Here is a 12,897-nt window from a genome sequence, read left to right as displayed (position 1 = left end):
TTACATACAAACTTCAAACGCGCTGCTTAGCATGATCCCCACCAACAGCCATTGGAGCCAAGCATGCAACTGAATCAAAACCTAGCTGCCCGCCGTGAAAACAAGCTGTCGCTGCGTCTGGCCCAAGGCGCGGGCGATCTGCTGCGCGTCCAGAAGCTGCGTTTCGACGTATTTGCCGGCGAAATGGGCGCCCAGCTGGCCTCGGCCGATCTGGGGCTGGACTGCGACGAGTACGACGATTACTGCGAACACTTGATCGTCGAGGATCACGCCACGGGCATGGTCGTCGGCACCTACCGCATGCTGACGCCGGAGGCCGCGGCGCGCGCGCCGAGCCTGTACTCGGAACACGAATTCAACATTGCCCGGCTCGACCACCTGCGTCCGCGGCTGATCGAGGTGGGGCGTTCCTGCGTACACAAAGATTTCCGTACCGGCGGCGTCATCACGCTATTGTGGGCCGGTCTGGCCGATTACGTACGCAAGCACGGCTGCGAATACCTCGCCGGCTGCGCCAGCGTCAGCCTGGCCGATGGCGGCCATCAGGCCGTGAGCCTGTATCGCCAACTGGAAGCCAGCCATCTGGCCCCGGCCGAATGGCGAGTGTTCCCGCTATTGCCGCTGCCATTGGATCGCGTGGTGGACGACGCCGCGCCGGCGCCGATGCCGCCGCTGATCAAGGGTTACCTGCGTGCCGGCGCCTTTGTTTGCGGCGAACCGGCCTGGGATCCGGACTTCAACTGCGCCGACTTTTTCATGCTGCTGTCGATGAACCGATTGAGCAAGCGCTACGACAAGCACTTCGGCAGCAAATAACCCCATCCGCACGCGCCGATTCGAACGAATCGGCGCGCATCGGTGGGTTATAATGCGGCAATGCAATTCACCTTCGAGCCCATTGGCCTGATCCGCTCTCCGTTCAAGGAGAAATTCGGCATTCCACGCCAAAGTTCGCTTGCCCCCGCCGCGCGTGCCGAACTGGTGCTGCTGCCGCCGTTCGACCACCCGGATACGGTGCGCGGGCTGGAAACCTTTTCGCACATCTGGCTGCAGTTCGTGTTCCATGAAACCGCCGCGCGCGGTTGGACACCGCTGATCCGGCCGCCACGCCTCGGCGGCAACGCCAAGGTCGGCGTGTTCGCCAGCCGCTCGACCCACCGGCCGAATCCGATCGGGCTGTCGCTGGTCGAACTGGCCGGTATCGAACGGGATCAAGGTGTGCGGCTGATACTGAACGGCGCCGATCTGCTCGACGGCACACCGGTACTCGACATCAAGCCCTATATCCCGTTTGTCGAGTCGCGCCCCGACGCGCGAAGCGGCTTCGTCGACGGCCCACCGCCGCAACTGCCCGTCAACTGGAGTGCGCGGGCCGAAGCGGATCTGAACGCCCGTCCGACCCTGCCCGCGGACTTCCGCCGGCTGGTGGACCAGATCCTGGCGCAAGACCCGCGCCCCGCCTACCAGGATGACCCCGCCAGAGTTTATGGCGTGCGCCTGTTCGACACCGACGTGCGTTTCCGCGTGAGCGAACAAGATGTCGAAGTACTTGAAATCCGCGATGCGCCCCTGAACTAACTGAACATGTCGGTGTCCGAAAGCATGCTGACATCTCACTTGGGAAAACTAGGTTATGAATTCTCGCGCGAAGACGGCGATTCTCGCCTTCTCACTGATTTCTTTGCTGCTCTCGCCGTTGGCCGAAGCGGCACGCATGGGCAAGGGACGTAGCGTCGGCATGCGCCGCGCCGCGCCCACGCAGTCCTACCAGCGCCAGACGACGCCTGTGGCACCGCAACCCGCGCCCGCCCAGGTACCGGCACAACCGCAGAAGAAGGGTGTCGGCGTCGGCACCGCCATCGCCGCCGGCGCGGCCGGCGCCGCGGTCGGCTACATGGCGGGCTCCGCCATGTCGAACAAGGCCAACGCCGCACCGGCGACCGCTTCGGCACCGGCAGCAGCCGCCGCTGAGCAGGCGCCGCAACAACCCGGCATTCCTTGGCATTGGGTCATCCTGCTCGGCGCGGTCTTCCTGATCGGCCTGGTATGGTTCCGCCGCCGTATGGCCATGCCGGAACACGCCCCGCAGGCCCATCGCCCCGCGCCGCCTTCGGCGCAGCCGCTGGCCAACGACAATCGCTTCGATCCGATTCCGGCCATCGGTTCCGGCTTCCCGAACAATGGCGGCAATGCGGCGCCCACCGCGGCATTCGACACCCGCCGCCTGCCGGATGGCACCGAAACCCCGTATTTCCTGCGCCAGGCCAAGGGCATCTTCCTGCACCTGCAAAGCCTGAACTCGCCCGACTCGCTGGACGAAGTGCGCCGTTATATGACCCCGGAGCTGTTCGAAGAACTGCGTCACGACATCGCCGGCAATCAAGCGGTCGCCGACTTCACCAACCTGGATTGCCAATTGGTCGAATGCAGCGAAGAAAACGGCCGCATCGTCGCCAGCGTGCGCTTCTTGGGACAAGTCAGCGAAGAAGTCAACGCGGCGCCGGTGCCGTTCTCGGAAACCTGGCATTTCATCAAGAGCGCCGACACCAACGGCAAGTGGATGGTCTCCGGCATTCAACAAAGTTGACGCCATCGGTTGCAACGACAAAAAAGGGCCCTCGCGGCCCTTTTTTCATGGTGCTTGTCATACTGGAATGCTGCTTGCTTGGTAAGCTGTCAGAAGATATGGTTGCACCATTGGAATGCTAAGCGGCATTCCGTTTGCAGGTTTCGGGAGATCCAAGATGAATCAGGCGCCGACAGAACATGCCGGACTCGCGCTCAGCTCGCACTTTCAGCCGATCTACAGTCTGGCGCACCGCCGCACTGTCGGCTTCGAAGCCCTGCTACGCGCCAAGCATGCCGGCCGACCGTTGATGCCGGGGCAGGTTTTTGCATTGATGGAAGATCCCGAAGCCTGTTATCAGCTTGATCTGGCCATCTTGCGCACCCATGTCGCCCACGCCCCGGTGCCAAGCGAACCGCGCTGGCTGTTTCTCAATGTACACCCGGCTTCGCTGATCGATCCGGCACGCACCGCCCTGGTCACCGAGTCGATCGCCGCCGCCGGCCTCTCACCGCAAAGCGTGGTATTGGAAGTGCAGGAGCACGCCCTCGGCGGCGACGACAAGCTGCAGCAATGCATACGCCAACTGCGCAAGCAGGGATTCCTGATCGCCATCGACGACTTCGGTGTCGGCCACGCGCATCTCGACCACATCTGCGAAATGGAGCCCGACCTGGTCAAATTCGACCGCCAACTGCTGCGTAGCGCCAGCAACAATCCGCGCCTGCGCAATCTGCTGTTCCGTTTGGTGCATCTGATGCACGAATCTGGTGCATTGGTGATCCAGGAAGGCATCGAAACCGACAACGACGTGCTGGTCGCACTGGAATCGGGCTGCGATCTGGTGCAAGGCGATTACATCGCTCGGCCCGGCCTGGCCCCCGACGGCGACGAACTGATCACCCCGCGCATCGATGCGCGCTGGGACGAACTGATGGTGCGCGACCTGCTACGGCGCAAGATCACTCGGCGCCAGCTCGAACTGGCACGCCAGTCCTTCGTGCAAAGCGCCATCCTGCTGATCCAGAACACGCCGTTCGACGAAGCGGCGCGGCCGCTGCTGTCGATGCCCAATGTCTTGCGCTGCTTCCTGCTCGATAGCGAAGGGCGCCAGATCGGCCGCAACCTCAACACCAAACAGGCCGCGACCCAGAGCACCCACCCCAAATTCGCCCCGCTGGCCGACACCACCGGCGCCATCTGGTCGCGCCGGGCCTACTTCCAGCACGCCATCGATCAACCCGGCGTGCTGTACATGAGCGAGCCGTACCTGTCGATGACCGATACCCGAACCTGTGTCACGCTATCGATGGCAATTGAGATCGACGAATCGATGCACGTGCTGTGCACCGATATGCTGGCGCCGTCATCCGGCCGCTGAGGGCAGACGACGGCGCAGGGAAATGCGGCGCTACTGCGCCGACGAAGCGTCGGCCGGCAAAGCCGGTATCGCATTGAGATATTCGAACAAGGTCACGACTTTCTGCACGCCGGCCGTCTGGCTAGCCACCTCGGCCACGGCATCGCCCTCTTCCCGCGTAACCAGGCCCATCATGTAGACCACGCCACGCTCGGTCACCAACTTAATGGCTTGCGACGAGTAATTACCCTTGCCGCTGACCAAGCGGCTACGCACCTTGGTGGTGATCCAGGTGTCGTTGTTGCGTTGGCTGAAAGTCGTCGGATCGGCCACGACCGTGTAGTTTTCCACCCGCTTCACGCCCGGCAGCGCGCGCACCACCATCTCGGCGCGCAGACGCTCGTCGTCGCTCGCCACCTCGCCGGTCATCAGCGCGGTACGGTTGAAGCTATTGACGTTGATATGGGCATTGGGGAATTTGTTCGACAGCTGCGACGAAGCCTTGAGTTCGATGGACTGGTCGTCGACATAGGCCCCGCTGGTGCGGCGGTCGCTGGCCACCATGGCCGTTCCGGCCACACCGCCGGCGATCAGGGGGAAGCAGCCGCTCAGCGCCGAGCCGAGCGCAGCCGCCAGCAAAACGGTCATCAGAGAACGGCGCATCATTCGGCCCCCAGCAGCATATAGTCGACCGCATCGCAGACCGCGTGGATCAACAGGATGTGAACCTCTTGAATGCGGCAAGTGCGCATCACCGGCACATTGAGCAGCAAGTCGTCCGGCGACAGCACCTCGGCGATCTTGCCGCCATCGCGCCCGGTCAATGCGATGACGCACATACCGCGCTCGTGCGCGGCGCCGATGGCCTCGATCACGTTGGCCGAATTACCCGAAGTCGAGATCGCCAGCAGGATATCGTTGGCATGACCCAAGGCACGTACCTGCTTGGAGAACACCATGTCGAAATCGTAATCGTTGCCGATGGCGGTCAGCGCCGAGGTATCGGTGGCCAGCGAAATAGCCGGCAAGCCCATGCGCTCCTTCTCGAACCGCCCCACCATCTCGGCCGCGAAATGCTGTGCATCGGCGGCGGAACCGCCGTTGCCGCAAGACAAAATCTTGCCTTCGCCCATGAAGCACTGCACCATGCGCTCGGCCGCGGCGGCCACGACCGGCGCCAATGAAGCCATCGCTTCCTGCTTGGCGGCGATGCTATCCAAAAAATGTGCGTTGACACGCTCGATCAAATCCATGCTTTTCCTTCCGCGCGACTTCACGCCAGAAAATTTTTAATCCAGTCCAGCCCACCGTCGCCTCGCGACAGCACGGCATCGAAACGGCAATGGGCATCGAACAACCCCTTGCCTTGCATATATAAAGTCGCCGCATGCTGCAGGCGCGCAAGCTTGGCGCGCGTCAGACTCTCCGCGGCGCCGCCGAACCGGCTATCGCCGCGATGGCGCACTTCGACAAACACCCAAACGCCGGCATCGCGCATCACCAGGTCCAGTTCGCCCCCCCGGCAACGCCAATTGCGCTCGACCAATACCAGCCCCTGGCGCAACAGCCAGCTCAATGCCCGATCCTCGGCCTCACGGCCGATCTTATTCATTGGCCGTTATTATCCGGCATCATCACCGCCAGTGGCAAAGTTCGCTCAAACTGGCGATCGTGACCCAACATCAAATCGCCGGTCACCCCGGACAATTTGAGCGTGCCGGGCGCCGGTTTGCCATTGGCCATCAGCACCGCCAGACGGTAGGCATCGATGCCCAAGGCGTACAACCGTTCGGTCTGCATAGTCAGCGCCGCCGACGGCCGCGGATAATGCTTAACCTGCTCTTGCCCCGGCATCAGGAACCACGGCATATCGATAAAGCGGATGCCGGCCAGCGATGCATCGGGCTTGCGCGTATCCAACTGCGAAGTGGCGTAGACCGACAGCGTCGCCGGCAAGGCGGCCTTCAAGGCGGAAGCCTCGTGCGGCGTCATGGCGATGAACACCGCATCGGCCTGCGCCAAAGCGCCGGTCATGGCGGCATCGAACGGCCAGTCGAGCACGGACGGGGTCACCCCGGTGCGCTTCTGCCACTCGTCGACGAACGCCTGGGTCAAGCGCCGCGACAACGGATCGGCGGTGCTGACCACCAGCGGCTTACCTCGGCCGTCTTCCTGCATGATGCGCACCACCTGCCGCGCCTCGCCTTCCACAATCAACGACAGGCTCAACAGGCGCGGGCTAGCCTTGAGTGCGGGGTCGACGGCATTGAGCGCCAAAGTTGGCACCGACACATCCTTGGCGATGGCGGCGATGCCAGGCCGGGTCAACGGCCCCACCACAACGCGCACGCCGGAAGCCACCAGCGCACGATAACGCGCCACCAGATCGCGCGTTTGCTCGTCGACATACACCAACTCGGCCTGGCCATCGGTGGCGGCGGCGGCATCCATGCCATCGCGCACCACCTGCGCGGCCTCGCCGAACGTAGCCGAACCGGTCGGCAGCAACACGCCGATCTTCAGCTTGGGCTTGCTCGACGCCAGCGGCATCGGCTGCGGCGCGGACGCGGCTTGAGGAACTGGAGCAGGCGTCGGCACCGGTGCGGGAGGAACAACCTGCGGCACCGACACAGGCGCGGCGGGTGGCGCCGACGTCGGTGGCGGAGCCGGTGCGGGCCGGGGCTGGGCAAGGGGGGAGACACTCAGCGGATTGAGCGGCGCGGCATTGCTTTGAATGATATAGTCGGGTTCCTGCGCATGGGCCATGTTCAGCCATGCCACCAGTGCACCAACCATCAGTGGAGCCAGTTTTTGCATACTTCGTTCGCTCGCTTGATTGAGTCGTCCGGGGAGTCTTTCCTACCCGGGTCATTATATGTTCTGGCCACTCCCATTGGAAATCTGGCGGATATCACCGCGCGCGGCCTGGCTGCGCTCACCGCCGCCGACGTGGTCTGCGCAGAAGATACCCGCGTCACCGGGCAACTGCTCAAAGCCTACGGCCTGCACGCTCCCAAGCTCGTCAGCCTGCGCGAACACAACGAGCGCGCCATGGCCGAGCAAGTCATCGGCTGGCTGCGCGAAGGCCTGATCGTCGTCCAAGTCTCCGATGCCGGCACCCCCGCCATCTCCGACCCCGGCGCTCGGCTGGTCGAAGCCGTGCGCGCGGCGGACCTGCCGGTCTGCCCGCTACCGGGCGCCAGCGCGGTCGTGACGGCGCTATCGGCCAGCGGCCTGACCGCACCGTCGTTCCTGTTCCACGGCTTCCTGCCGCCCAAATCGGGCGAACGGCGCCGCACGCTGGCGCAATGGCGCCAAACCGAATACAGCGTGGTGTGCTACGAAGCGCCGCATCGCATCCTGGACACCCTGCAGGACATCGTGGCCGAACTCGGCCCCGAGCGACGGCTGTTCATCGCCCGCGAACTCACCAAAACCTTCGAAACCCTGCGCACCCTGCCAGCCGGCGAGATGCTGGCCTTCGTCACCGACGACGCCAATCAGCAACGCGGCGAATTCGTGCTGGTCATCGACGCCGCCCCGCCCGTGCCGCAAGACGAAGGCCCGAGCGCCGAAGCGCTGCACGTACTCGCCACCCTGGCGGCCGAACTGCCGACCAAACAAGCCGCCGCGCTGGCGGCCAAACTGACCGGGGCAAACAAGAAGGCGCTGTACGATCACGCACTGACCCTGAAAAAAGATCGCGAATGAGCGTTTACATTTACTCCCTCTTTGGGTAAACTGCCGATCTCTGTATGCCCAGGTGGCGAAATTGGTAGACGCAGGGGACTCAAAATCCCCCGCCGCAAGGTGTGCCGGTTCGAGTCCGGCCCTGGGCACCAAACCCCTTCGAGGGGTGCCGACTGAAACCCGCAAAGCTTTTTTGGCTTGCGGGTTTTTTGTTTTTGGCGTCGTCCACGGGAATCCATATGAATCTGAACAGCGCCAAGCACTGACGCCTCAAATACCGGATCGACGGCAAAGAAAAACTGCTGGCAATCGGCGTCTACCGCGCCCCGTTCAATCGAAGAACGCGATCACCCAACCTCGTCAGCCGTCGAATCCAAGCGCAGGGCTATGAAGGCGGTCTGACGTTGCCCAGCGGTTCGTTTCGAAACCGAGCCCGGACGTCGGATGCAGGCGGATTTCGTGGTGTTTCGCGGACGGTCGCCGCTATCGGCCTTCGTGGCCACACTGGGTTATAGCCGCATGTCGTTCGTGCGCTTTGTCATCTGCGAGAGCTTTGAGTCGGTACGTGCCTACTTGCAGGCCGCGTGTGACTATTTCCACGAGGTGCCGCAGGAGGTGCTGTTCGACAACATGAAGACGGTCGTGCTGGGGCTGGACGCCTACAGCACAGGGCAGCATACCACCATGCGATGGAATGAGTCGCGACAGCTTCAGTTGGTCACAGGGAGGACTGAAGGAGATCCGTGATGCGCGACCAATTGAAAATGAATCCTCGGCTAGGATGAAATACGCGGCTTCCTCTTGGAATAATTAATTCAAGATTTTTCCAGAACTGTTTTTCTGCCTTGAGAAATTGCCTGGCTGAACCTGCTATGGCAGCTGCGCCACGGGCTGGGTTACGTTTCAGCAACCCCTTCACCTCTAAGAATGACTCAAGTTGATCTAGCCAGTCGCTCTCATTCGGGAACGCGCTGCCAAGCGAATCTTGAAATTCACTGATTGCATTGAAGAGAATCAGGTGCTTGCCAGTCGTAAGCGCAGCCGTAGCAATGGAATCCCCAAAAGGGCGAGAGGAATGGCCATACAAGGTACCTACGTGGAGAGCATCCAAACCCTCCTTCGTTAACGCCCCATCCGCCTCAGTCCACCCTAAATGGAATAGGAAATTCCGGTAATTTTTGCTGACTGCTGTTTTGGTTCCCGCCGAATAGTGGCGAACCCCTCCTGCCCAATGCGTTACTCTCCCAGCTTGAATCTCCTGCCACAGGAGATCAAAGGCACGGTCTCGGACAGTCCCCGATGATGAGGACGGTGTGCGCATCTCGTCGTAACAAAATGCAAGCAAAAGCAAAACCTCTTGTGGACTCATTTCTCGCCATTTGGCGTAGAAGCTATTGTCGAGATGAGCAAGGTGGCTAGGCGCCGTGGAGCGGGGAGAGAAGAAATGTGCTTCCGTAAACGCGGGATGATGGGGGGAGAAGGTAGCTGGCGCATAGCTAAGGACGCCAACAGGAATCCCAGCAAGAGACCCCTGCTGTAGAACATCAACAACATGCCTAGCGATTGGGTATCCATCATCTGCGATTTCTGGAAGGATCAACAACCCGTAGTGAAAATCTTTTGAATACGCGATCGCTTGGCCCAGACCTGTCAGGTATTCGCGCTTGGACTGAAGAGGGGGCTTGAACTCTGCAGCGATGGTTAGCGAGTTCGTGCTGTCGACCAGGACGAAGTCGGGGACAGGCCAAGCGCGAGACGCGGTTATGTAGGCGCTGGCGGAAAAAATCGAATTCCAAGGAGCCGCTCCCGCTCTCAAGCGGGCGACGGCCTCCGTGGCCACTGCGTACGCCAATATATCGTGGTTAGTCATTTTGCAGTCGCTAGATCGTATACGTCTCGCTTATAACCTTCAGAATCGAAGTTTCCCTTGATGGTTTTCACAATGTTATTTGCGAATATCTCAGCAAGCAAAGGAGGTACTGCGTTACCAACAAGGGTACATTGCTGCTGCCGCGTACCTACAAACCGCATCCAATCTGGAAATGTTTGAATCCGTGCAGCCTCTCGCACAGTCAACGTCCGGTGAAGAATAGGGTGTACAGGGAAAGCATTATGCCCTGGAACCATTGTTGTTGCGGGCGCGCTCATAGACAAACGCTTGTAAACATGGCTGAAATTTTTGACTTCGTCGGTTCGATAGCCTTTCTTCAGGTGTTCAGGCAGACCGCTTTCAGGAAGCCTTCCACCCTCCGGGATTAGCTTATATCGCTCAATCACAAGTTCCTTGTGTGCCATTGGAACGTGGCTGAAGTCCGCGCTATGGGTGGATGTATCCATCAAATCGGTGAGCACATCCCCAACAGTTACGTAGGCTTTTTGCCATGATTTTGGGGCCATAAAGTGTTTTGGTTCTGGCCATTGAAATTTCAGACCTTGAGCCCATGCTACTAGTATGAAGCGCTCTCTGAGTTGCGGAATACCATAATCTGCGCAATTCACGACACGATACTCAAGCTCGTACCCGGCCTCGTGGAGAAGCCTTTCAATTTCCACCAAATAGCTCGAGTTGCCTCTAGGTGTTGAGGTAAACCCTTTCACATTTTCCAAAAAAATTACGCGCGGTGCCAAACCAATTGCCAAATCGACGTATTTCAGCGAAAGCTCATTCCGCTCGTCCTGATCAGGTCGGTGGTCTTGAGTATTTACGAACCGCCGTCTACCGAAAATCGAAAATCCTTGGCAGGGGGGCCCTCCAAAAACAATATCGACTTTTTGACCCGCCAACTGCGCCTTAACGTCATCAAGGGACAACTCAGCGACGTCCGCTCGAACATGTTGGACATTAGGGAAGTTGAGATTTAGGTTCTTTTCGACACTGTTTTTCATGTCGTACGACGCTGCAACACGTACTCCGGCGTTAAGGAACCCGAGCATGAGCCCGCCTATTCCGGTAAAGAAGCTCACCGCCGTTACATCAGTCGGTTTTACCTTCGGCTGTGTTTTCACTGTCCGTGTATTCCTTGGTACGTTTGATATAGATGATTGCAGTTGCTCGCCCTCGGACGCAGGCACTTCTCCCGCAATATGGGCCTTGATTGCCTCTCCCAGTCGCTGAGCCAGCAAGACCGGGACCGCGTTGCCAACAAGTTTGCACTGTTCAGCGCGAGAGCCCTGAAACACGTAGTGGTCCGGAAAAGTCTGTAAACGGGCTGCCTCACGAGGAGACAGGCTGCGATGCTCTATAGGGTGCACAGGAAATGCGTTGTTTCCGGGAACAAGCGTAAGCGACGGCCGATGACGGTGTAGTCGCTTGTATGTATTTCCGAAATTTTTGCGGCGGATTTCCTCAGGTAGCTCCGCCGGAGGCGGCATTCGCCCCCCCTCAGGAATCAAGCGGTACCTTGCGACAACGGTGTCCCCGTGGCGTAGAAACGAATGATTCTGGATCTCGGTGGCCCCATGACTCAAATCACCAATTGCTTGCCAAACAGTTTCGTACGGTGTCTCAGAAGTACCGTGAGTTGGAGTAGGCCATTTAAATGGGAACTCTAACTTGGAGCCAAAGAAGAAAACTCTTTTTCGGACTTGCGGGACACCGAAGTCTGCAGCGTTAAGCGTTGTCACCCAAACGTGATAACCCAAGCGCTCAAAGGCTTCGACGATCTCGCGCTCATACCGCCCGCCATATTGGGTACGGAGATAATTAACGTTTTCCATCAAGAAGCACGGAGGGGCAAGCCATTCCACCACCCTCGCAAAGCACCAGAAAAGTCCATTTCTTGGATCCGCGGGGTTTTGGTCGCCTAGAGTTGAAAAGCCTTGGCAAGGAGGTCCTCCAACAACCAAATCGACTTTCCTATTGCCAATATTTTTTTCAAGCAAATCTCTGCTTAAGCGCCGTACGTCACCTTGATAGAAAGGGACTTTAGGAAGATTGATGCCAAAGGTTGCTGCTGAAGAGGGCTCCAAATCCGTCGCGAACAACGTTTCGAAACCAGCTTTGCCGATACCAAGGGTTAGTCCGCCACCACCAGCGAACAGCGAAATTGTCGTGAGCTTTTTCATCTATTATTTTCAGCATTAGTCGGCTCGCGAATCACTGAGTCCAGAGAGGAGGGGGCTTCAAAGAGCCTAGGTTGTCGAATTCTTTCTCCATGCTCTTCGACATACGATCTCATGAATGCACGGAGAACTTGAGCCGCCGTGGTATCTCGCGCCTTACAAATCTCGATAAATTCGTGCCGCAGTTTATCATCCACGCGGATGCGCAGACCAATGTCTTCACTCATGGCAAAAAACCCGCTGGATGTGCAATGTGTTCATTGTTGACACACGCGAAGATACTGTCAAGATCACATCGCTTGAAACGAACCTTTCAGGATTGCTTAAAGAGGTCCCTAAGAGGTGTGAGGTGATCGGCTTAATGTGATGGTCAGCCTGAATTGAACAGCCCAGCAGGGGACGTGTCCGAAGTTCGGTGTAAACCGGTCGTTACGTTCCACCATGCTGACAGACCGCTTTGGCCGAAGTAGCCATTCGACGCTCCCGACCCAAACAACCGATTTTGAGGGGAAGCAGACGTCACTGTGACTACAAAACGCGGGGTGATTCAATTCATTCCTGGAAAACGACCTCAGGTGAGGTGCTAGGGATTTTCGGACTAGGGTCAGCGTTAGCACAAGGTGAAAAGCCGCCAATGGGATGGGTGGCGGTTCCTCATGTAAAATCCCCCTACCACCACAGTATCCCCACCCACATGACCAACAAAAAACCCACCACCCCAACCAAAGCCGCACGCCAAGACGAGAGCAAGCGCTGGCAGCGCACCGAAAACGCCTGCCGCACGCTGATGGACACCTTGTTTCAATGGCAACGCGAGCAGGGTGAAATACTGGCCGAGCGCACGCAGCAATACCTGTCGATGACCGCGATCCACTATCGCAAGATCCGCCACGGCAAGGTGATCAGTGCCGGCGATTTCAACCAATGTGTCGAGGTGTGTCAGTGCGCGCTACGCGCCTTGCAAGCGCAGGATCCGAGTCTGGCCTTCACCGACGACAAGCTCGGCGAAGCGTTGCGCCAGGCTTGGCAGTTGGCGGATGGGGTGTTGGCAGACTACCGCAAGCTCAAAAGCGGCGGCTAGGCTTGCTGTCTGAGGCGTTTGGAACGGGCCGATGCATCGGCCCGTTTGCTTTGACGCAGCTTAGTGCATAGCGTCCTCGCCGCTTAGCTCCGATTTTTGGGCGAGAATGCCAAGGTCGTGCGTTGCTTCGCGAACGCA

13 protein-coding genes, 1 tRNA gene and 1 pseudogene are annotated in these 12,897 nt (G+C 59.3%); 8 read left to right on the top strand and 7 right to left on the bottom strand.

Features of this window, described 5'->3' with window-relative positions; genetic code table 11:
• The first annotated feature begins 63 nt into the window (after nt 1-63).
• From DFP86_RS06165 to DFP86_RS06150, 4 genes are all read left to right on the top strand, one after another.
• Nucleotides 64-816: a GNAT family N-acetyltransferase gene (locus DFP86_RS06165; RefSeq protein ID WP_133679227.1), complete on the top strand. Its 753-nt coding sequence runs from the start codon at nt 64-66 to the stop codon at nt 814-816.
• Between the two features lie 60 nt (nt 817-876).
• Nucleotides 877-1,578 carry a tRNA (N6-threonylcarbamoyladenosine(37)-N6)-methyltransferase TrmO gene (gene tsaA, locus DFP86_RS06160; RefSeq protein WP_133679225.1) on the top strand — a complete coding sequence of 234 codons (702 nt, stop codon included), beginning with the start codon at nt 877-879 and terminating at the stop codon, nt 1,576-1,578.
• Between the two features lie 55 nt (nt 1,579-1,633).
• On the top strand, nt 1,634-2,587 hold the full coding sequence (locus DFP86_RS06155) for a Tim44 domain-containing protein (RefSeq protein WP_133679223.1): 954 nt from the start codon (nt 1,634-1,636) through the stop codon (nt 2,585-2,587).
• A 157-nt stretch (nt 2,588-2,744) separates the two neighbouring features.
• A complete protein-coding gene (locus DFP86_RS06150; RefSeq protein ID WP_133679221.1) occupies nt 2,745-3,947 on the top strand; it encodes a sensor domain-containing phosphodiesterase in 1,203 nt (400 codons plus the stop codon).
• Between the two features lie 30 nt (nt 3,948-3,977).
• Here DFP86_RS06150 and DFP86_RS06145 read toward each other — a convergent pair whose 3' ends face one another.
• Genes DFP86_RS06145 through DFP86_RS06130 form a run of 4 tightly spaced genes read right to left on the bottom strand, consistent with a single transcriptional unit; the run spans nt 3,978 to nt 6,743 of the window.
• A complete protein-coding gene (locus DFP86_RS06145; RefSeq protein WP_243729319.1) occupies nt 3,978-4,592 on the bottom strand; it encodes a BON domain-containing protein in 615 nt (204 codons plus the stop codon).
• Nucleotides 4,589-5,179, bottom strand: coding sequence for a phosphoheptose isomerase (locus tag DFP86_RS06140; RefSeq protein ID WP_133679219.1), 591 nt, complete (start codon nt 5,177-5,179; stop codon nt 4,589-4,591). The genes DFP86_RS06145 and DFP86_RS06140 overlap by 4 nt, the downstream gene beginning before the upstream one ends.
• Nucleotides 5,180-5,199: 20 nt before the next feature.
• Entirely contained in the window at nt 5,200-5,538 is a 339-nt protein-coding gene (locus DFP86_RS06135; protein WP_133679217.1) for a YraN family protein, read from the bottom strand.
• The gene (locus DFP86_RS06130) at nt 5,535-6,743 is read right to left on the bottom strand and encodes a penicillin-binding protein activator (RefSeq protein ID WP_133679214.1); all 1,209 of its coding nucleotides are present in this window, start codon (nt 6,741-6,743) and stop codon (nt 5,535-5,537) included. The genes DFP86_RS06135 and DFP86_RS06130 overlap by 4 nt, the downstream gene beginning before the upstream one ends.
• Here DFP86_RS06130 and rsmI point away from each other — a divergent pair.
• From rsmI to DFP86_RS06115, 3 genes and pseudogenes are all read left to right on the top strand, one after another.
• Entirely contained in the window at nt 6,738-7,637 is a 900-nt protein-coding gene (rsmI, locus tag DFP86_RS06125; RefSeq protein WP_243729318.1) for a 16S rRNA (cytidine(1402)-2'-O)-methyltransferase, read from the top strand. The genes DFP86_RS06130 and rsmI overlap by 6 nt on opposite strands.
• Nucleotides 7,638-7,683: 46 nt before the next feature.
• A tRNA-Leu gene (locus DFP86_RS06120) sits at nt 7,684-7,768 on the top strand.
• Nucleotides 7,769-8,024: 256 nt separating this feature from the next.
• A pseudogene (locus DFP86_RS06115) lies at nt 8,025-8,294 on the top strand (DDE-type integrase/transposase/recombinase); the annotation flags it as partial.
• Nucleotides 8,295-8,334: 40 nt separating this feature from the next.
• Here DFP86_RS06115 and DFP86_RS06110 read toward each other — a convergent pair.
• The 3 genes from DFP86_RS06110 to DFP86_RS19820 are packed head-to-tail and all read right to left on the bottom strand — an operon-like array spanning nt 8,335 to nt 11,905.
• The gene (locus tag DFP86_RS06110) at nt 8,335-9,486 is read right to left on the bottom strand and encodes a hypothetical protein (RefSeq protein ID WP_133679210.1); all 1,152 of its coding nucleotides are present in this window, start codon (nt 9,484-9,486) and stop codon (nt 8,335-8,337) included.
• Nucleotides 9,483-11,681, bottom strand: a complete 2,199-nt coding sequence (locus tag DFP86_RS06105) for a DNA cytosine methyltransferase (RefSeq protein ID WP_133679207.1) — start codon at nt 11,679-11,681, stop codon at nt 9,483-9,485. The genes DFP86_RS06110 and DFP86_RS06105 overlap by 4 nt, the downstream gene beginning before the upstream one ends.
• Nucleotides 11,678-11,905 carry a hypothetical protein gene (locus DFP86_RS19820; RefSeq protein WP_133679205.1) on the bottom strand — a complete coding sequence of 76 codons (228 nt, stop codon included), beginning with the start codon at nt 11,903-11,905 and terminating at the stop codon, nt 11,678-11,680. The genes DFP86_RS06105 and DFP86_RS19820 overlap by 4 nt, the downstream gene beginning before the upstream one ends.
• 467 nt (nt 11,906-12,372) lie before the next feature.
• On the opposite strand from DFP86_RS19820, the gene DFP86_RS06095 reads away from it, so the two are divergent.
• Nucleotides 12,373-12,759 (top strand): hypothetical protein, encoded by a 387-nt coding sequence (locus DFP86_RS06095; protein ID WP_133679203.1) that lies wholly within the window; start codon nt 12,373-12,375, stop codon nt 12,757-12,759.
• Nucleotides 12,760-12,897 lie beyond the last annotated feature (138 nt).

This window comes from Paludibacterium purpuratum (genome assembly GCF_004363805.1).
Classification (GTDB): Bacteria; Pseudomonadota; Gammaproteobacteria; order Burkholderiales; family Chromobacteriaceae; genus Paludibacterium; species Paludibacterium purpuratum.
This window is presented reverse-complemented; position numbering and strand designations above follow the sequence as displayed.